At 60.7% G+C, this 20,832-nt stretch carries 16 protein-coding genes; 9 read left to right on the top strand and 7 right to left on the bottom strand.

Going from position 1 to position 20,832, the window contains the following annotated elements:
- Positions 1–66: 66 nt before the first annotated feature.
- On the top strand, positions 67–1,050 hold the full coding sequence (locus GLP52_RS11565) for a complex I NDUFA9 subunit family protein (protein ID WP_093731623.1): 984 nt from the start codon (positions 67–69) through the stop codon (positions 1,048–1,050).
- 55 nt (positions 1,051–1,105) lie between these two features.
- On the opposite strand, the gene GLP52_RS11560 is transcribed toward GLP52_RS11565, so the two are convergent.
- Complete coding sequence (locus GLP52_RS11560) at positions 1,106–1,909, bottom strand: undecaprenyl-diphosphate phosphatase (protein WP_093731622.1); 804 nt, start codon at positions 1,907–1,909, stop codon at positions 1,106–1,108.
- A 229-nt stretch (positions 1,910–2,138) separates the two neighbouring features.
- On the opposite strand from GLP52_RS11560, the gene GLP52_RS11555 reads away from it, so the two are divergent.
- The 7 genes from GLP52_RS11555 (at position 2,139) to GLP52_RS11525 (ending at position 13,619) form a co-directional block, all read left to right on the top strand.
- Complete coding sequence (locus GLP52_RS11555; protein WP_237272458.1) at positions 2,139–3,572, top strand: NAD(P)-dependent oxidoreductase; 1,434 nt, start codon at positions 2,139–2,141, stop codon at positions 3,570–3,572.
- 57 nt (positions 3,573–3,629) lie between these two features.
- Complete coding sequence (gene gltB / locus GLP52_RS11550) at positions 3,630–8,162, top strand: glutamate synthase large subunit (RefSeq protein ID WP_093731620.1); 4,533 nt, start codon at positions 3,630–3,632, stop codon at positions 8,160–8,162.
- 99 nt (positions 8,163–8,261) lie between these two features.
- Positions 8,262–8,975, top strand: a complete 714-nt coding sequence (locus GLP52_RS11545; protein WP_093731619.1) for an SGNH/GDSL hydrolase family protein — start codon at positions 8,262–8,264, stop codon at positions 8,973–8,975.
- A gap of 27 nt (positions 8,976–9,002) precedes the next feature.
- Complete coding sequence (mtgA, locus tag GLP52_RS11540) at positions 9,003–9,749, top strand: monofunctional biosynthetic peptidoglycan transglycosylase (protein ID WP_093731618.1); 747 nt, start codon at positions 9,003–9,005, stop codon at positions 9,747–9,749.
- A gap of 61 nt (positions 9,750–9,810) precedes the next feature.
- Entirely contained in the window at positions 9,811–10,476 is a 666-nt protein-coding gene (gene fzlA / locus GLP52_RS11535) for an FtsZ-binding protein FzlA (protein ID WP_093731617.1), read from the top strand.
- A 15-nt stretch (positions 10,477–10,491) separates the two neighbouring features.
- A complete protein-coding gene (gene queG / locus GLP52_RS11530; RefSeq protein WP_093731616.1) occupies positions 10,492–11,550 on the top strand; it encodes a tRNA epoxyqueuosine(34) reductase QueG in 1,059 nt (352 codons plus the stop codon).
- A 62-nt stretch (positions 11,551–11,612) separates the two neighbouring features.
- Entirely contained in the window at positions 11,613–13,619 is a 2,007-nt protein-coding gene (locus GLP52_RS11525) for a hydantoinase/oxoprolinase family protein (RefSeq protein ID WP_237272457.1), read from the top strand.
- A gap of 51 nt (positions 13,620–13,670) precedes the next feature.
- Here GLP52_RS11525 and msrA read toward each other — a convergent pair whose 3' ends face one another.
- The 6 genes from msrA to ade form a co-directional block, all read right to left on the bottom strand.
- Complete coding sequence (msrA, locus tag GLP52_RS11520; RefSeq protein WP_093731614.1) at positions 13,671–14,180, bottom strand: peptide-methionine (S)-S-oxide reductase MsrA; 510 nt, start codon at positions 14,178–14,180, stop codon at positions 13,671–13,673.
- Positions 14,177–14,626, bottom strand: coding sequence for a peptide-methionine (R)-S-oxide reductase MsrB (msrB, locus tag GLP52_RS11515; protein ID WP_237272456.1), 450 nt, complete (start codon positions 14,624–14,626; stop codon positions 14,177–14,179). Before msrB ends, msrA begins: the two co-directional genes overlap by 4 nt.
- A 120-nt stretch (positions 14,627–14,746) precedes the next feature.
- Positions 14,747–15,616, bottom strand: coding sequence for a DMT family transporter (locus GLP52_RS11510; RefSeq protein WP_037954066.1), 870 nt, complete (start codon positions 15,614–15,616; stop codon positions 14,747–14,749).
- Between the two features lie 144 nt (positions 15,617–15,760).
- A complete protein-coding gene (locus GLP52_RS11505) occupies positions 15,761–16,051 on the bottom strand; it encodes an HU family DNA-binding protein (protein WP_235183739.1) in 291 nt (96 codons plus the stop codon).
- A gap of 129 nt (positions 16,052–16,180) precedes the next feature.
- Positions 16,181–17,644, bottom strand: coding sequence for an AMP nucleosidase (locus GLP52_RS11500; RefSeq protein WP_237272455.1), 1,464 nt, complete (start codon positions 17,642–17,644; stop codon positions 16,181–16,183).
- Positions 17,641–19,443: an adenine deaminase gene (gene ade, locus GLP52_RS11495; RefSeq protein WP_237272688.1), complete on the bottom strand. Its 1,803-nt coding sequence runs from the start codon at positions 19,441–19,443 to the stop codon at positions 17,641–17,643. The genes GLP52_RS11500 and ade overlap by 4 nt, the downstream gene beginning before the upstream one ends.
- 121 nt (positions 19,444–19,564) lie before the next feature.
- Here ade and GLP52_RS11490 point away from each other — a divergent pair, with 121 nt between their 5' ends.
- On the top strand, positions 19,565–20,827 hold the full coding sequence (locus GLP52_RS11490) for a glycosyltransferase family 4 protein (RefSeq protein ID WP_237272454.1): 1,263 nt from the start codon (positions 19,565–19,567) through the stop codon (positions 20,825–20,827).
- The last annotated feature ends 5 nt before the right edge of the window (positions 20,828–20,832 follow it).

The raw sequence follows: 20,832 nt of genomic DNA, 5'->3' as shown, positions 1-20,832 counted from the left end.
TGCTGCTTGTTCCTCAAGGGGGGGGGATGTATCTGTAGCCTAGATTTTCTGGTCAGGGGTATCATCATGGCAAAGCTGGTCACGGTTTACGGCGGTTCCGGGTTTGTGGGGCGGTATATTGTCCGCCGCATGGCATTGGCGGGATGGCGTGTTCGCGTTGCGGTGCGCCGCCCGAACGAAGCGTTGTTCGTGCGTACCTATGGCACCGTTGGGCAGGTCGAACCGGTCTTTTGCAACATCCGCGATGATGCATCTGTGCGCGATGCGTTGCGGGGCGCTGATGCGGTGGTGAACTGCGTTGGGATTCTGGCCGAGGCTGGCAAGAACACCTTTGACGCGATTCAGGCTGACGGTGCTGAGCGTATTGCGCGCCTGTCTGCTGCCGAAGGGGTGCAACGCTTGGTTCAGATCTCTGCCATCGGTGCGAATGCCGAGGCCGATAGCGACTATGCCCAGACCAAGGCGATGGGAGAGGCCGGCGTGCTGAAATACATGCCCGATGCTGTTATTCTGCGCCCCTCGATCGTGTTCGGGCCCGAGGATGACTTCTTTAACCGTTTTGCCGGTATGACACGGATCAGCCCTGCAATCCCTGCGGTGGGTGCGGACACATTGTTCCAGCCGGTTTATGTCGATGACGTCGCCCATGCGGCAGAGCTGGCGGTGACGGGCAAGGCCCCAGCGGGTATCTACGAATTGGGCGGACCCGAGGTCGAGAGCTTTCGCGGCCTGATGCAGCGTATGCTGGGCGTGGTGAACCGCCGTCGGATGGTCATCGCATTGCCGACGTTCGTGGCGCGGATGATCGCCTTTGGCTTGGATGTGCTGCAGTCGGTCACATTCGGTTTGATCAAGAACAACACGTTGACCCGCGATCAGATCAAGAATCTGGCGAATGATAACGTCGTAGGCGAGGGCATGCGGGGCTTTGACGCTCTGGGGATCACCCCTGCGTCTATGGGATCGGTGCTGCCCGAGTATCTTTGGCGTTTCCGTCCGTCGGGTCAGTATGACGAGATCAAGAAATCCGCAAAAAACTTGCGGACCTGAGCCAGTAGCATTCGGAATACAGAAAGGCCCTGTCGGCAACGGCGGGGCCTTTTCTTTAGCTGTAGGCATACACCAGCAACGCGGCCCCCAGTAGAATGCGGTAGATCACATAAGGGGTGAAATTCACGCTCCGCAGCAGGCGCATCATCAAGACCAAGGCGCCAAGGGCTGCGACAAAGGCGAAGGCGGCGGCGATGGATGCGTCACGGGCAAGCTGCGCGTCGGCCTCTCCGATCACGTCCAGTGACAAAAGTGCACCCGAGGCGAGGATCGTGGGGATCGACATCAGCATCGACAGCGTCGCGGCGCTGGCGCGGTCATAGCCCAGTTTGCGTGCCGCGGTGATCGTGATGCCCGACCGCGAGGTGCCGGGGATCAGGGCAATAGCCTGCGCCAGCCCCATCCAGACGGCACCTCTCATGTTCCAGTCTTCGGTGTTGCGGTCACTGCGGCCTGTGTGGTCGGCCCAATACAGTACAATCCCGAACAGCAGCATCGTCCAGCCGATCACCGCAACAGAGCGGAGCATCTCGTCGATTCCCAGCAGCTTGATCACCAGCCCGACCACCAGAACCGGAATCGTTGCAATGATCAAAAGCGCCGCAAGCCGCGCGCCGGGGGTGTCCATCTTGCCGCGTAGCAAGCGGCCAAGTCCTATCGTGGCCTCTGCGACTTCGGTGCGAAAATATAGAACCACCGCAAGAAGCGTGCCGACATGCACCGCCACATCAATGGCAAGCCCCTGATCGGGTCCGCCGGTGAGCGTGGGCAGCAAAATCAGATGACCCGAGGACGAGACGGGCAAGAACTCTGTCAGCCCCTGAATGATTGCGACGAGCAGTAATTGAAACAGGGTCATGAAGGGGCCGGCCTTTGAAGCGTTCTGGGTGCCATAGGGCTACAACTTTGGGGGGATAGAAGGGAAGTGGGTTGTTAAGTCCGAATCGGACATAAAACGGCGCTATATTCGCCTAATAAATGCGTTCGAATGAAAATAATATGTATATAGGTCAGTAGTGCTGCCTTTATATCTTTCAAGAGCCTGTGTATGAGGGGGCAGCAACGTGTTTCATGCGGAGAGATCCAAGATGGCAAAGCAGCCAATGCTCAAGTTTACAACGGTTTCCCGGGATATGCCCGAAAAACGGATGCCGAATCTTCGTCGTGAAGACTTTAAAGAGATTTATGCGGAATACGCGGATGAGAAAGCGCAGGAGCAATCCAGCCGCTGTAGCCAGTGTGGCGTTCCCTATTGCCAGACCCATTGCCCGCTGCACAATAACATCCCCGACTGGCTGCGCCTGACCGCCGAAGGGCGTCTGAAGGAAGCCTACGAGATCAGCCAGGCCACCAACACCTTCCCTGAAATCTGCGGCCGCATCTGCCCGCAGGACCGTCTGTGCGAAGGCAACTGTGTGATCGAACAATCCGGCCACGGCACTGTGACCATCGGCTCGGTTGAGAAATATATCACCGATACCGCGTGGGAAAATGGCTGGGTACAGGCGATCAAACCCAAGACCGAACGTGCCGAATCCGTCGGTATCATCGGCGCAGGGCCTGGCGGTCTGGCCGCTGCGGACGTGCTGCGCCGCGCGGGTGTGCAGGTTACGATCTATGACCGCTATGACCGTGCGGGTGGTTTGCTGACTTACGGCATCCCCGGTTTCAAGCTGGAAAAAGATGTGGTCATGCGCCGCAACGACCAGCTGGCCGAAGGTGGCGTTAACTTTGAACTGAACTGCGATGTGGGTGTCGACATTAGCTTTGCCGATATCCGCGCCAAGCATGACGCCGTGATCATCGCGACGGGCGTTTATAAAACCCGTGACATTCAGGCCCCCGGCGTTGGCGGTGTGGGTCTGGAACGCGCGATTGATTTCCTGACCATTAGCAACCGCAAAAGCTTTGGTGACGCGGTCGAGGAATTCGACTCCGGTCGGTTTAACGCGCAGGGCAAAAAGGTTGTCGTCATTGGCGGCGGTGATACCGCGATGGACTGTGTGCGGACCTCGATCCGTCAGGGGGCCACGTCGGTGAAATGTCTGTACCGCCGTGACCGCGCCAACATGCCCGGTTCGCAACGCGAAGTGCAAAACGCCGAAGAAGAAGGCGTGGTATTCGAATGGCTATCCGCGCCCAAAGGGTTCGTCGGCGATCCGGTCACCGGTGTGATGGTGCAAAAGATGCGTCTTGGCGCGCCCGATGTCTCTGGCCGTCAGGCCCCCGAGGTGATCGAGGGTGCTGATTACGTCGAAGAGGCCGATCTGGTGATCATGGCGCTTGGCTTTGAACCCGAAGACCTGCCCAAACTGTGGAACACGCCAGAGCTGCCGGTGAACCGCTGGGGCACGATCAAGGCCGACTATATCACCGGCGCGACCGATCTGGATGGTGTCTATGCCGTGGGTGACATCGTGCGCGGCGCGTCACTGGTGGTCTGGGCCATCAAGGACGGGCGCGATTGTGCGCAGGCGATTCTTGAAAAGATGGGGGCCAGCGTGGCCATCGCCGCCGAATAAACGCCCCTTTCAGTTGATATTTCGCGCCTCAGGCGCGCCCGATTTAGGAGATTCCAAATGACCAAGTATGATGACGCCTGGGTAGCACGCGAAGAAGCAAAACGCGCTTTCATGGCAGAAAACGGTCTGTATTCCGAAGAAGAAGAGCATTCATCCTGCGGTGTCGGCCTTGTCGTGAACATCGATGGCTCCAGCAGCCGTGCGGTTGTTGAAAACGGCATCAAGGCGCTCAAGGCGATCTGGCACCGCGGGGCCGTTGATGCGGACGGTAAAACCGGCGACGGCGCAGGCATTCACGTGCAGATCCCCGTCAACTTTTTCTATGATCAGGTGCGCCGCACGGGTCACAGCCCCCGCGAAGGCGAATTGATCGCCGTCGGTCAGGTCTTTTTGCCGCGCACCAACTTTGCCGCGCAGGAAACCTGCCGGACCATCGTTGAAACCGAAGTGCTGCGCATGGGCTACTATATCTACGGCTGGCGCCACGTGCCTGTGGATACGTCGGTCTTGGGCGACAAGGCCAATGCGACCCGCCCCGAGATCGAACAGATCCTGATTTCGAACGCCAAGGGCGTGGACGAGGAAACATTCGAGCGCGAGCTTTATGTCATCCGTCGTCGCATCGAGAAAGCCGCGCTGGCCGCTCAGGTGCCGACCCTCTACATCGCGTCGATGTCCTGCCGGTCGATCATCTACAAGGGCATGATGCTGGCGCAGGATGTTGCCAACTTCTACCCCGACCTGATGGACGAACGCTTTGAGTCCGCCTTTGCGATCTATCACCAGCGTTATTCCACCAACACCTTCCCACAATGGTGGTTGGCGCAGCCTTTCCGCATGCTGGCCCATAACGGCGAGATCAACACGCTCAAGGGCAACATCAATTGGATGAAAAGCCACGAGATCCGCATGGCGTCGGGCACGTTTGGCGAAATGGCCGAAGACATCAAACCGATCGTTGCTGCCGGGTCGTCCGACTCTGCCGCGCTGGATGCGGTGTTCGAGGTGCTGGTGCGCGCGGGTCGTTCAGCCCCGATGGCGAAAACCATGCTGGTGCCTGAAAGCTGGTCCAAGCAGGCGGTCGAGCTGCCGCAGGCATGGCGCGACATGTATTCCTATTGCAACTCGGTGATGGAGCCTTGGGATGGACCCGCAGCGCTGGCCATGACCGATGGCCGCTGGGTTTGCGCCGGCCTAGACCGCAACGGTCTGCGCCCGATGCGTTTCGTCGTCACCGCTGACGGCATGCTGATCGCCGGCTCCGAAGCGGGCATGGTGCCGCAGGACGAGGCGAATGTCGTACGCAAAGGCGCGCTTGGCCCCGGTCAGCTGCTGGCGGTCGATATCGAAGAAGGCAAAATGTTCGGCGATACCGAAATCAAGGACAAGCTCGCCGCGTCGCGCCCCTTTGGTGAATGGGTCGGCAAGATCAACGAGCTGGACAAAGCGCTTGGCGATGTCGAGGAAAAGGCGCTGTTTTCGGGCGACGAACTGCGCCGCCGTCAGGTGGCAGCAGGCTACACCATCGAAGACCTTGAACAAATCCTCGCCCCGATGGCCGAAGATGCGAAAGAACCCTTGGCTTCTATGGGCGACGACACGCCGTCGGCAGTTCTGTCGAACCAGTACCGCCCGCTCAGCCACTTCTTCCGCCAGAACTTTAGCCAAGTGACTAACCCGCCCATCGATAGCTTGCGCGAATTCCGCGTCATGAGCCTGAAAACGCGGTTCGGGAACCTCAAAAACGTTCTGGACGAATCCAGCGCGCAGACAGAAATTCTTGTGCTCGACAGCCCGTTTCTTGCGAACGCGCAGTTTGATCAGTTGATGACCGAATTCAACGCGAACTCTGTCACCATCGACTGTACCTTCGAGCCAGGCGGCAACAACCTGAGCGAAAACCTGCGCCGGATCCGGGACGAGGCCGAAGACGCCGTGCGCTCCGGTGCTGGTCACATCGTGCTGACCGACCAGTTCAGCGATGCGACCCGCGTGGCGATGCCGATGATCCTTGCGACATCTGCCGTGCACAGCCAGCTGACCCGCAAGGGCCTGCGGACATTTACCTCGCTCAACGTGCGCTCGGCCGAATGTGTGGACCCGCATTACTTTGCCGTGCTGATCGGCTGTGGTGCCACCGTGGTGAACGCCTACCTTGCCGAAGATTCACTGGCGGATCGTATCGGGCGTGGTCTGCTGGACATGAACCTGACGACCGCGATGGCCCGCTACCGCGAGGCGATTGATCAGGGCCTGCTGAAAATCATGGCGAAGATGGGCATCAGCGTCATGTCCTCCTACCGTGGCGGCTTGAACTTCGAAGCCGTAGGGCTGAGCCGCGCGATGTGCGCGGAATACTTCCCCGGCATGACCAGCCGTATCAGCGGGATCGGTGTGACCGGTATCCAACGCAAGGCCGAAGCGGTCCACGACCGTGGTTGGCAGGGTGATGGCGTCGTCATGCCCATCGGCGGCTTCTACAAGGCGCGCAAATCCGGCGAGACCCACGCATGGGAAGCATCGTCGATGCACATGCTGCAAATGGCCTGCAACAAAGCGTCCTACCAGATGTGGAAGCAGTATAGCGCCAAGATGCAAAGCAATCCGCCGATCCATCTGCGCGACCTGCTGGACATCAAGCCGCTGGGGGCCCCAGTGCCTATCGAAGAGGTCGAATCCATCACCTCTATCCGCAAGCGTTTCGTGACGCCGGGCATGTCCCTTGGCGCGCTGTCGCCCGAGGCACATAAGACCCTGAACGTCGCGATGAACCGCATCGGGGCCAAGTCCGATTCTGGCGAGGGTGGCGAAGATCCGGCGCACTTCGTGCCCGAGGCGAACGGCGACAACCCCTCGGCCAAGATCAAGCAGGTGGCGTCGGGCCGTTTCGGTGTGACTGCCGAATACCTGAACCAGTGTGAAGAGCTTGAAATCAAGGTCGCTCAAGGGGCCAAGCCCGGCGAGGGTGGTCAGCTTCCGGGCATGAAGGTCACCGACCTGATCGCCCGTCTGCGCCATTCGACCAAGGGGGTGACCCTGATCTCGCCTCCGCCGCACCACGATATCTATTCCATCGAAGACCTTGCGCAGCTGATCTATGACCTCAAGCAGATCAACCCGCGCTGTAAGGTGACCGTGAAGCTGGTGGCGTCTTCGGGCGTTGGCACGATTGCGGCCGGTGTGGCAAAGGCCAAGGCAGATATCATCCTGATCTCGGGCCACAATGGCGGCACGGGCGCATCGCCTGCAACCTCGATCAAATATGCGGGTCTGCCGTGGGAGATGGGCCTGACCGAAGCGCATCAGGTTCTGGCGATGAACAACCTGCGTGACCGCGTGACCCTGCGGACCGACGGCGGCTTGCGCACAGGGCGTGACATCGTGATGGCCGCGATGATGGGGGCCGAGGAATACGGCATCGGCACCGCCGCACTGATCGCGATGGGCTGTATCATGGTGCGTCAGTGCCAGTCGAACACCTGTCCCGTTGGCGTCTGTACTCAAGATGAAGCGTTGCGTGGCAAGTTCACCGGTAACGCCGATAAGGTCGTGAACCTCATCACATTCTACGCCACCGAAGTCCGCGAATTGCTGGCGTCAATCGGGGCGCGTAGTCTGGATGACGTAATTGGCCGTGCCGATTTGCTGGCACAGGTCAGCCGTGGGTCTGCGCACCTCGACGATCTGGATCTCAACCCGCTGCTGATCACCGTCGATGGCGCGGCAGAGATTGTCTATGACCGCAACAAGCCACGCAACGCTGTGCTGGACACGCTGGACTCTGAAATCGTGCGCGACGCCGCGCGCTTCCTTGAGGATGGTGAGAAGATGCAGCTGAGCTATGCGGTGCAGAACACGCACCGTACCGTGGGCACCCGCGTCTCGAGCCACATCATCCGCAACTTCGGCATGAACAACCAGCTGCAGCCCGATCACCTGACGGTCAAGCTGACCGGTTCGGCGGGGCAGTCGCTGGGGGCCTTCGCGGCACCGGGGCTCAAGCTTGAAGTGTCGGGTGATGCGAATGACTATGTCGGCAAGGGCCTGTCGGGCGGTACCATCGTCGTGCGTCCGTCGATGGCAAGCACCATCGTCGCCTCTGACAACACGATCATTGGCAACACCGTGCTTTATGGCGCGACCAAGGGCTTTTTGTTTGCAGCAGGCCGTGCCGGTGAACGTTTCGGTGTGCGGAACTCGGGCGCGCATGTCGTGATCGAAGGCTGCGGCAGCAACGGGTGCGAATACATGACCGGCGGTGTGGCCGTGATCTTGGGCGAGATTGGCGCAAACTTTGGCGCGGGGATGACGGGCGGTATGGCCTATCTGTACAACCCTGATGGCAAGGTCGAAAAAATGCTGAACCGTGAAACACTGGTGACCTGCCCGGTCACGGTAGAGCATTGGGAAAACCAGCTGAAGGGTCTGATCGAGCGGCACTTGCAGGAAACCAGCAGCCGCAAGGCCGAAGACATCCTGCAGCATTGGGACATCGAAAAGGATAACTTTGTCCAGATTTGCCCCAAAGAGATGTTGGTCCATCTGCCCGCCCCGCTGAGCGTCGAAGAGCACGCAATACCGGCGGAGTAAGCAAAACGGATAGATCGGGCGCGGGGGAAACCTCGCGCCCGATTTCTTTTGTACATCGCCCACGCTTTACCGGGGCTCCAAGCGGCCTATAGTTACGGGATGATCAAAACAGTTTCCTCTCGCGTCCGGCTGATGGCGCTTTTGCTGGTGGGGCTCGCGCTTGCGGCCTGTACCGATGCCGCGCCCAAGGGCGGCGGTGATATTCTGGTGATTGGCGATTCCGTGATGGCGTGGAACGGATCAAGCGATCAGGCGATCCCCGATGCGATGGCGATAGCCCTTGGCCGTAATGTGATCAGCAAGGCCGTCCCGGGGGCGCAGTTCAGCAATGACAGCACGCTTTTGTCTGCTGTGGGGTTCGACATTCAGGACCAATACCCCGGCGGGCGCTGGAACTGGATTGTGGTGAACGGCGGGGCCAATGATCTGGGGTTCAACGATTGCAAATGCGGGGCTTGCACGCCGGTGGTCGACACGCTGATCGGTGCGGATGCGGCCAGCGGAGAGGTTCCGGCCTTTCTGTCGCGTTTGCGCAGCAGCGGTGCGCAGGTAATGTGGATGGGATATTATGCTGGAAACGGCAAAGGGTCATTCGAAGGCTGCCGCGATGATCTGGTGCTGCTGGAGCGCCGCATCGCGCGGTTTGCTGCACAGACGCCGGGGGTGACGTTTCTTGATTCCGAAATGGTGATCGACCGCAACGATCCCAGCCTTTTTGCCAGCGACAACACCCACCCGTCGCCCAAGGCATCGGCGTTGATCGGAGCCTATCTGGCAAAAGGAATTTCCGCCCGCAGTGCCCGTTCACAATAAGCGCGTTGCGCGATATAGCTGATGACTATGGCAAAACGCGCATCTTCGAAATCCAAAAGCAAGACCAAGGCCAAGCCGCCGTCACCCGCGGCGCAGCTGCGGTCGTTGAAGCGGCGCGTCGTCAGGGGCACGTTCAAGCTGGTGCTAACCGTGCTTGGCCTGTTGGTCGCAATGGTGCTGCTGTTTGCGGTGCTCAACCCGCCAACCACGCCCTATATGTTTAGCGAAGGCCGCAGGTTGGGGGGCGTCGATCAGCAATGGGTCGCCCTGGAAGAAGTTGCCCCTGTCATGGCACGGTCTGTGGTGGCGGCAGAAGACGCGAATTTCTGCAATCATTGGGGCTTTGATCTGGCTGCGATCAAGCGCGCTATTGCAGAAGGGTCGAACCGTGGCGCTTCTACCCTCTCGCAGCAGACGGTCAAGAATGTCTATCTGTGGCACGGGCGCACCTGGCTGCGCAAAGCGCTTGAGGCCGGCATCACACCGCTGGTCGAAACCGTCTGGACCAAACGACGGATCATCGAGGTCTATCTGAACGTCGCCGAGTTTGACGAAGGCATCTTTGGTATCGATGCAGCAGCGCAGCATTATTTCGGGGTGATACCCGCCAAGCTGACGGCGACACAAGCCGCACGGCTGGCCGCGATCCTGCCCTCGCCCAAAACCCGCTCTGCTACACGCCCGTCGGCGTCGGTGCGCAAGCGCAGTGCCCAAATCCGTGATGGTGCGGCGACAATCAGCAAGGACGGGCGGGCAGCCTGTTTCGAGAGTTGAAAAACCCAACCAAGACGGGCATGAGGATGAAACCCTTGTTTGTTAGTACCGGAACCCCTTTATGGCCCGCCTGTTTCACGTCCCGCTGTCGCCGTTCTGCCGCAAAGTCCGGCTGAGCCTCGCCGAGAAGAAGATCGAGGTCGAACGCGTCGAAGAGCGGTATTGGGAGCAAGACCCAGATTTCATGCGTCGCAATCCGGCGGGCAAGGTGCCCGTCTTACAACTTGATGGTATCATCATGTCCGAAAGCGCTGCGATCTGTGAATACATCGAAGAAACCCGCCCCGAACCGTCGCTGATGCCCAGTGATCCGATTCAGCGGCTCGAAGTCCGCCGTCTGGTCAGCTGGTTCGATGACAAGTTCCACGACGAAGTCACCTCAAAGCTGCTGTACGAACGGGTGAATAAAAAGGTGATGAAGCAGGGGTTTCCTGACAGCCGCAACGTCAAGGACGGGGCCAAGGCGATCAAATACCACATCGATTATATGGCGTGGCTGCTGGACCACCGGCGCTGGCTGGCGGGTGACGTGATGACGCTGGCCGATTTTGCAGCGGCGGCACATCTGTCCTCGCTTGATTATATTTCGGATGTGGACTGGAACCGGTCGGACGTGGTCAAGGACTGGTACGCCAAGATCAAATCCCGCCCGGCCTTCCGGTCGTTGCTGGCCGATCAGGTGCCGGGCTTCCCACCGCCGAAGCATTACAATGACCTTGATTTCTGATCCACGCCGTGCCGGATGTCTGTGACGCCGGCGGTTGATACGGACGCCCTGCGGGGCCGGTTGGTGGCGCAGGCGCTGGACGAGGGCTTTGTCTCGTGCCGTATCTGCCGACCCGATGCAGTGCCCGAGGTGCCCGAACGGCTGCAGGCCTTTGTCGAGGCAGGGTACCACGGGCAGATGTCATGGATGGCCGACCGCATGGCTTGGCGGGGCAACCCCGCAGCGCTTTGGCCCGAAGCGCGGTCGGTGATCATGCTGGCCGAAAGCTACACCCCCGAATACGACCCGACCGAGGTGCTGAACCACCCCGACAAGGCGGGCGTGTCGGTCTATGCGCAGGGGCGCGACTACCACGATATCGTAAAGAAACGGCTCAAGCGGGTGGCGCGCTGGCTGGTGGCACAGGAACCGTGCGAGGTGAAAGTCTTTGTCGATACAGCCCCCGTGCCGGAAAAGGCGTTGGGGCAGGCAGCGGGGCTGGGCTGGCAAGGCAAGCACACGAATCTGCTTAGCCGCGACTGGGGGAACTGGGCCTTTCTTGGCGCGATCTTCACCACATTGGATTTCACCCCCGACACGGCAGAGGTGGATCACTGCGGGTCGTGCCGGTCATGCCTCACGGCGTGCCCCACCAATGCGTTCCCCGCGCCCTATCAACTGGATGCGCGGCGCTGCATTTCCTATCTAACGATTGAGCACAACGGGCCGGTCGACCTTGAGCTACGCAGCAAGATGGGCAACCGCATTTACGGCTGTGACGATTGCCTTGCCGCCTGCCCGTGGAACAAGTTCGCCGTCGCGGCGAGCGATCTGCGCTATCACGGCGGTGTCGGTGCCCCTGATCTGGCAGAGCTGGCGACGCTGGATGATGCCGCGTTCCGGCTGCGGTTCAGTGGGTCGCCGATCAAGCGGATCGGGCGCAACCGGTTCATGCGCAACGTGCTTTACGCCATCGGCAACTCCGGTCAGGCGCGGCTGGTCCCTGTGGCACAGGGTCTGCTGGACGATCCTGACGCCACAGTTGTTGATGCTGCACAATGGGCTGTGGCGCGTCTTGGCGAAAACCACGGCTAGACAGGGCTGGACCGCTGCGCGGGAACAGGTAAACCCTAGGAAAACGGTGCAAGGATAATTGAATGGCGCTTTTGCTTGGGGTGGATACGGGCGGCACCTATACGGATGCGGTACTGATCCGGGATGAAACCACGGTGATCGCTTCGGCCAAGGCGCTGACCACCCGCGGCGATCTGGCCATCGGTGTGGGGCAAGCCGTGCGCCACGTGTTGGAGGCTGCTGATGTTTCAGCGGGTCAGGTGGCGATGGCGTCGCTGTCCACCACGCTGGCAACTAATGCATTGGTCGAAGGGCAGGGCGGGCGCGTGGCGCTGATCTATGTCGGTTTCAAAGAACGTGACCTTCAGGCGCACGGACTGGCAGAGGCGCTGAACGGTGACCCCTATCTGATCTTGGGCGGCGGACATGACCACGCAGGCGCAGAGCTTTCCCCGCTGGATGAAGACGCGCTGGTCGCGTTTCTGACCGCGCAAAAATCGCAGGTCAGCGGGTTCGCGGTCGCCAGCCAGTTTGCCACGCGCAACCCTATTCACGAACAGCGGGTTGCTGCGTTGGTGGCGCAGGTGACGGGCCGGCCTGTGTCGGCCTCGCATCAACTGTCGGCCAAGCTCAACGGGCCGAAACGGGCGCTAACGGCGGTGCTGAATGCGCGGCTCATCGGGATGATAGACAGGTTGATTGGCCGCGCCGAGGATGTGCTGACTGACATCGGTGTGACGGCCCCGTTGATGGTTGTGCGCGGCGATGGGGCGCTGATCTCTGCGGCACAAGCGCGTGCGCGACCGATTGAAACGATCCTCAGCGGGCCTGCGGCCTCGATTGTCGGCGCGCGGTGGATGACCGGCGCGGCACATGCGTTGGTCAGTGATATTGGCGGCACCACCACGGATGTAGCCCTGTTACGCGATGGCCGGCCCGCGATCGACCCCGCAGGGGCTCGCGTCGGCAGCTACCGCACGATGGTAGAGGCCGTTGCCATGCGTACCACCGGTCTGGGGGGCGACAGCGAGGTGCATTTCCTGACCGAAGGCTTGCAGGGCGGCGTGACGCTGGGGCCCAAGCGTATCTTGCCCATTGCGCTCATCGCGGCGGAGGCACCCGAGGTCGTCCATACCGCGCTTGATGCGCAGCTGCGCAGCACCACCCCCGGCGAATATGACGGGCGCTTTGTGAGTGCCGTGGCAGGTCAACCGCGCGAAGGCATCTCGGCGCGTGAACAAACGCTGCTGGACCGTATCGGTGACGGGCTGCACCCGATGGCGGATATCGTGCGCGCGCGGATCGAAACCGGTGCTCTTCAACGGCTGGTCGAACGCGGGCTGGTCCAGCTTGCTGGCGTCACCCCTTCGGATGCGAGCCATGCGCTGGGCCGCGTGGATGCGTGGGACGCAAAGGCCGCACAAAAGGCGCTGCGGCTGTTCGGGCGGCGGCGTACAGGGGCGGGGCAGATGTTGGCACCTGATCCTGCCGTTATGGCGCAGATGATCGTGGACCAATTGACCGAACAGACCAGCCTGGCGTTGCTAGAGGCGGCGCTTGCCGAAGAAGACCCTGCCTTTGATGCAGAACCCGAAACGCTGGCACGCCATGAGCTGTTGCAGCGCGGGTTGCGCGGTCACGCGGGGCTTGTGCGGATCGAGGCGGCGTTGAACGTGCCGGTAATCGGGCTGGGGGCCTCTGCCGCGGCCTATTATCCGGCGGTGGGGGAACGGCTGGGTACGCGAATGATCCTGCCCGAACACGCCGCAGTGGCCAATGCCATCGGTGCGGTGGTGGGGCGGGTGACCATGCGCGAAAGCGGCACGGTGACATCGCCCGCAGAGGGGCGGTTCAGGGTGTATCTGGCCGACGGGCCACTGGATTTCACCGATCAGACTGACGCGCTGGGCACGCTTGAGGCAACCTTGCGCGACAAGGCAGAGGCGGCGGCGCGGGCGGCGGGGGTGGTCGATGTGCAGATCGACGTGCAACGCGACATCCGCCACGCAGAGGTCGAAAGCCGCAAGGTCTTTATCGAAGCGCTGCTGACGGTCGAGGCGACAGGCAGGCCAAGGGTCGCATCGGCCTGACGCTGCACAAAAGAAAACGGCGCAAACCCGAGGGGCTGCGCCGTTTTGCGTTTATTCTGCTGCCGCGTGTTTGGGCAGGACCCAATCGGGGCGCGGGAAGTGGCAGGTATAACCGTTTGGAATACGCTCCAGATAATCTTGATGCTCGGGCTCTGCTTCCCAGAAATCGCTGACGGGTTCTACCTCTGTCACGACTTTGCCTGGCCAGATGCCCGATGCCTCTACATCGGCAATCGTGTCCAGCGCCGTGGCTTTCTGGTCTTCGTCGACATAGTAGATCGCCGAACGATAGCTCAGCCCGCGGTCATTGCCCTGACGGTTCAGCGTTGTCGGGTCGTGGATCTGGAAAAACAGCTCCAGCAGATCACGATAGCTGATCACGTCGTCGTTAAACATCACCTCGATCGCCTCGGCATGGGTGCCGTGGTCGCGGTAGGTGGCATTGGGTACATCGCCGCCCGAATAGCCCACGCGGGTCGATAGAACCCCCTCGCGTTTGCGGATCAGGTCCTGCATGCCCCAAAAGCATCCTCCGGCCAGTACTGCGCGTTGTTCGCTCATGCTACATCCTCCACTTGGTTGATATAATCGCCATAGCCTGCGTCTTGCATGTCGTCACGATGAATAAAGCGCAACGAGGCGGAATTGATGCAGTAGCGCAGCCCGCCACGATCCGCGGGACCGTCGGGGAAGACGTGGCCCAGATGGCTGTCCCCATGGGCGCTGCGCACTTCGGTGCGCACTATTCCAAGGGACGCGTCGCGCAATTCGGCGACATGGGCCGGTTCGATGGGTTTGGTAAAGCTCGGCCAGCCGCAGCCGGATTCGTATTTGTCCGAGGACGCGAACAGCGGCTCGCCAGAGACGATGTCTACGTAGATGCCTGGCTCTTTGTTATCGAGCAGTTTGCCCGTGCCGGGACGTTCGGTGCCGTCCTGCTGGGTGACACGGAATTCTTCGGGGGACAGAGCGTTAATGGCGGCGTCGGTCTTTTCATAGGTCGGCATGCGAGGCTCCTTTGCGGTTTGATACATTAAATGGGGCCTGCGCGGGTTTTTCAAAGGGGTAATGCAGCGGCGCACCGATCTGTGACCGCCCGCCTGTCGCCCAACCCCTTGGCTTGCAGGTCAGGCGCGGCGCTGCCGCGAGACCTGAACTGCAAGAATACCCAAGGCAATCACGGCGACGCCGATGATATCCTGAACCCCCAGCGGTTCGCCCAGCAACAGCCAAGCAATCGCCACCCCGAAAAACGGGTTGAGGAAATGGAAGGTCGCGGCGCGGGTGGCTCCGATACGGTTGACCAGCCAGAACCAGACCACCGTCGCCAGCAGCCCCGGCACCAGACAGGTATAAAGGAACGCCAGCGCCAGCGGCCAGCTTGGGCTGATGTGCGGCGTCTCGAACAGCAAGGTCGCAATCGACAGCGCCACGCAGCCGACAAGCATCTGCAAGCCCACCACCATCAGGAAGTTCCCGCCAGAGGTCGCACCGCGCACCAGCAGGGTCGCCGCAGATAGCGCGACCACACCGACGCCGCATAGCAGCAGCCCCGTCAGATCGACGCCACCGCTGATCCGTGCCCCCATAATGATGGCCACCCCGATCACACCGGCGATCAGCCCTGCAATGCCCAACGGCTTGAGCTTTTCCCCCAGAAACAGCCATGTTGCCAGACCGACGAGAAGCGGCATGGTCGAGGCGATGATCGCCGCCAGTGACGCCTGTACGGTCTGCATCGCGACAAAGTTCATCCCCAGATAGACCGCGTTTTGCAGCACGCCGAAAATGATCGTTGCCCGCCATTGCGCGCGCGTCAGCCGCCACGTCTGCCCAAGCGCCAGCGCGACCCCCACGCCGATCAGGCCAGAGATCAGATACCGCGCCGACAAAGCCATCAAGGGGGACGCATCCGCGACGATAATCCGCGCCGACGTAAAGGCAGAGGACCACATTACGGCGAAGGCCAGCCCCATGAGAATTGCACGTATATCCATGAGGGGGCCTTTCAGGTTTTCCAGTGGGCGGAGACTTCCGTAGTTGCCCGACAGGAGCAAGCGCATTCGGCGCAACACAGACCTGCGCCAAACGCAAAGGGCCGCCCGTGGGCGACCCTTTGTCAGAACAGACTGTAATCAGTCTTATTCGTTAACGCTGTCTTTCAGCGCTTTCGCGATGGTCATCTTAACAACCTTGTCCGCGTCTTTCTTGAACTGTTCGCCGGTGGCAGGGTTACGCACCATACGCTCGGGACGTTCGCGGCAGTAGATTTTGCCAATGCCGGGAAGGGTCACAGCGCCACCGCCGGAAACCTCTTTCGTGATCAACGCGCAAACCGCGTCCAGTGCCGCGCTTGCTGTTTTCTTGTCTTCGCCCATTTCCTCAGCCAAAGCCGCGACGAGCTGGGTTTTTGTCATTGGTTTAGTTGCCATCTTGTTTTTCTCCTTCGTCCGCCCGGATTAGGGCCTCACGCGCAGAATGTAACGGTATGTTGTGGTTGAACACAACGAATAGGTCGCAAGAAACCGCGAAAACATGCTATTTTCAGCCGATTTCGGCCTTTAGAGAAAGGCAGTTTCGTCAAACGAGCGCAATTTTCGGCTGTGCAACCGCTCTAGCGGCATATCGCGCAGCTGTTCCATAGCGCGAATACCGATCATCAAGTGCCGTGCGACCTGCGTTTTATAGAAATCTGACGCCATACCGGGCAGTTTCAATTCACCATGCAACGGTTTGTCCGAGACGCATAGAAGCGTGCCGTAGGGCACCCGGAACCGGTAGCCGTTGGCCGCAATCGTGGCGCTTTCCATATCCAGCGCCACGGCGCGCGACTGGCTGAGCCGCTGCACCGGACCGGATTGATCGCGCAGTTCCCAGTTGCGGTTGTCGATGGTGGCGACAGTGCCCGTGCGCATGATCCGCTTCAACTCGTAGCCTTCAAGCTGGGTGACCTGTTCAACGGCGTCCTCCAGCGCGATCTGGATCTCGGCCAGCGCGGGGATCGGAACCCAGACCGGCAGATCGTCGTCCAGCACGTGGTCCTCGCGCAGATAGCCATGCGCCAGCACGAAATCCCCAAGCGCCTGTGTGTTCCGCAAACCGGCACAGTGGCCGACCATCAGCCACGCATGGGGTCGCAGTACGGCGATGTGGTCGGTCGCGGTTTTCGCGTTGGACGGGCCGACGCCGATGTTAACCAGCGTGATCCCGGACCCGTTCGCGCGCTTCAGGTGGTAGGTCGGCATCTGTGGAGTCTTGACCGACGCAGGCAGCGGCGCGTCGCCGTCCGAAATCTCGACATTACCGGTAGAGACGAAGGACGTGTAGCCGCTATCGGGGTCACGCAGCATGGCGCGGGCGTATTCCTCGAACTCAGTGACGTAGAACTGGTAGTTGGTGAACAGCACGTGGCTTTGAAAATGTTCGGGATCGGTCGCGGTGTAATGCGTCAGCCGTGCCAGCGAATAATCGACGCGCTGCGCAGTGAAGGGGGCCAGCGGGCGCACGTTGTCCAGCGGCAGATAGGTGCCGTTGACGATGTCGTCATTGGTTGTGCTCAGGTCCGGCACGTCAAACACATCGCGCAGGGTGAAATCCGCGGCACCTTCCTGCGGGATCGTCACGCTGTCGTCATTGCTAACCGCGAAATGCACGGGGATCGGCGTGTCGGATACCGCGATGGTCACGGGCTGGCCGTGGTTTTCGATCAGCAGCCCGATTTGCTGCGTTAGGTAATGTTTGAACAATTCTGGCCGCGTGATCGTGGCCGAGAAGGTGCCGGGGGACGACACATGGCCGAACGACAGCCGCGAATCCACCTGTGCATAGCTGGAGGTGGTAAACCGGATCTCGGGGTAGAAGGCCCTGATCCGCGTTTCCGGCGCGGCGCTGTCCATCGCCTTCTGGAAATGCGCGCTCAGGAAACCTGTCGCTTGGCCGTATAGCTCGATCAGCCGGGCAACGGCGGCAGCAGCATCGGTGAATTGTTCGGCGGGGCGGGCGTCTGGGGTCAGGATTTTGGTCATGAAACAGGCTCTAACAAAGGAATAAATTCAAAACTGCGCACATCGACCAAGCCGAGGTCAGAGATGCGCAATTCGGGAATGACAACAAGTGCCAGAAGGGAATGCTGCATATAGGCGTTGTTCAAAGTGCACCCACAATCGCGCATCGCCTGCATCATCGCTTCGGTCTTGGCGGCGACATCGGATGCGGGGTTGTCGGACATCAGGCCGGCGATTGGCAGTTCGACCATGGCCAGCTCTGCCCCGTCCTTGAAGATGGTGATCCCGCCGCCGACTTCACGCAGACGGTTCGCGGCCATCGCCATATGGTAGGTGTCGGTGCCCACCACGATCATGTGGTGACTGTCATGCGCCACGGTGGATGCCATCGCCATCGGCCCTTGATAGCCAAAGCCCGACACAAGTGCGTTGACGACGGTGCCGGTGCCGCGGTGCCGTTCGACTAGCGCGATCTGGCAGACCTCGCCCGTGGATTGCACGCGCCCTTCGGTCACCGGCAGCTCGAACTTTAGCGCACGGGTCGGGGCTTGGTTTTCGACGACGCCGATCACATTGGCAGTCACGGCATTGGCCCCCGCAGGCGCGGTGATCTGGAAATCATCGGCGCCAAGGTCTTTGCCCATGTTGACGGTTTGCCGGGCATGGGGCGGCCAGTCGTAGTGCGGGCAGTCTACCAGACACGCGCCATCCTCGGCCACGATCTGACCGCGTGCGATCACCGTCTCGATGGGGAGCGTTTTGAGGTCAGAGGTTAGGATCACATCCGCTCGCCGTCCGGGTGTCAGCGACCCGATCTCGCGTTCCAGCCCAAAATGGGTCGCGGTGTTGATCGTCGCCATTTGCAGCGCGACCAAAGGGTCGCAGCCGCAGTCGATGGCATGGCGCACCACGCGGTTCATATGACCGTCATTCACCAAGGTGCCGGAATGGCAGTCGTCGGTGCACAGGATCATATTGCGCGAATCCAGCCCTTTTTCGGTGATCGCGGTAATCTGTGTTTCAACGTCGTACCAAGCAGACCCCAGCCGGATCATCGACCGCATCCCTTGCCGCATCCGCGCAATGGCGTCCGCCTCGCAGGTGCCCTCGTGATCATCCGCAGGGCCGCCCGCGACGTAGGCAGCAAAGGCGGGCCCCAGATCGGGGGAGGCATAGTGCCCGCCCACGGTCTTGCCCGCGCGTTGCGTTGCGGCGATCTCGGCCAGCATCTTGGGGTCGCCGGCGGTCACACCGGGGAAGTTCATCATCTCGCCCAGACCAATGATACCGGGCCAGTGCATCGCCTCGGCGACATCCTCTGCCGTGATTTCAAAGCCGGTGGTTTCCAGACCGGGGGCAGAGGGTGCACAGGATGGCATTTGCGTGAAGATATTCACCGGCTGCATCAAGGCTTCGTCATGCATCATGCGGACGCCTTCCAGCCCCAGCACATTGGCGATCTCGTGCGGGTCGGTGAACATTGACGTGGTGCCATGGGGGATTACGGCGCGGGCAAATTCCGCAGGTGTCAACATGCCGCTTTCGATGTGCATATGCCCGTCGCACAGCCCCGGGATCATATAGCGGCCCTTGGCCTCGATCACCTTGGTCGCATCGCCTTTGCAATGGCTGGCGTCCGGCCCGACAAAGGCAATGCGCCCCGCCTTGATCGCAATATCATGGTCCGGCAGGGTTTCGCGCGTGTGCACATTGACCCAGATACCGCCGGTGATAATTGTATCCGCAGCGCTGCGTCCTGCCGCAACAGCGACCAATTGATCGGCCACACCGGGCCATGAGGGGAATGTATGTTCTTTCATACCTGACGTTGACACGAAGATCGCCCGAGGTTCAAGCCAGAGCCGTCCAGCGCCGTGGCGTTTGCACTGTCCGTGCCGACTGGGCTAACTGTCTGCAACCGACAGGACATAAGGCGACCCCATGAAGATCATGTTTGTGCACCAGAATATGCCCGGCCAATACCGCGAGCTGGTGCAATGGCTGGCCGATCAACGCACACACCAGATCTATTTCCTGACCCAACGCAAAAATCCGCCCCGTTTTGAGGGCGTCGAGACGCGGGTCTACAAGGCGCATCACAAACCGGCAGAGAACGCCTATGGGCTGTCGAAGAACTGGGAGGAATCGACCGGCAACGGCTTGGGTGCCGCCCGCGCGGCCAAACAGATTGAGACCCGCGAAGGGTTCAAGCCCGATATCGTGGTGGGGCATGTGGGCTGGGGGGAGCTGACGTTTTTCAAGCAGATCTGGCCCGATGTCCCGATCATCGGCTTCTTCGAGTATTACTACAGCGATACCGGCGGCCCTGTGGGGTTCGACCCCGAAGACCCCGTGACCGAGAATACCCCCTTTCTATTGCACGCGCGCAATGCCGTGCCGCTGGCCAATATCGAAACCGTCGATGTCGGGCTCAGCCCGACCTACTGGCAGCGCGACCGTTTTCCGCAAAGCTTTCACCGCAAGCTCTATGTCTGCCACGACGGGATACGCACAGACCAGCTGCGCCCCGATCCGGCGGTGACGCTCAAGCTGGGGCGGATGGATCGCGCCCTGACCAAGGATGACGAGGTGCTGACCTTTGTGTCGCGCAACCTTGAACGCACGCGGGGTTTTCATGTGTTCATGCGCGCATTGCCACGCATCCTGAAGCAACGCCCCAATGCGCGGGTGTTGGTAGTGGGGGGCAACGACACCTCTTATGGCGGCAAAAGCAAACACCCCGGCGGCCTGCGCGCCGAGATGGAGGCGGAGGTGGGCAAGCACGTCGATTGGTCGCGGGTGCATTTTCTGGGCAAGCTGTCCTACGAGGATTACCAGAAGGTTATACAGATCAGCCGCTGCCATCTTTATCTGACTATGCCATTTGTGCTGTCGTGGTCCTTGCTCGAGGCGATGGCGATGGGGGCTACGATCGTCGGCTCTAACGTGGCCCCCGTGCGCGAGGCGATTACCCACGGCGAAACCGGCCTGCTGTGCGATTTCTTCGATCCCGATGCGCTGGGCGATCAGGTGGCGGAAGTGCTGGGCAATCCGGCTGCCTATGCGCATCTGGGGCCGGCGGCGCGGGCGCATGTGGTCAAAACCTATGACTTCCTGACCAAATGCCTGCCGGAACATATCGCGCAGATGAATGCGTTGGTCCCCGAGGGGCAGCGGATCGCCTTGCCCCGGACCACCACATAGAAAGG

The organism is Sulfitobacter sp. M22, assembly GCF_021736025.1.
GTDB classification, from domain to species: Bacteria; Pseudomonadota; Alphaproteobacteria; order Rhodobacterales; family Rhodobacteraceae; genus Sulfitobacter; species Sulfitobacter litoralis.
This window is presented reverse-complemented; position numbering and strand designations above follow the sequence as displayed.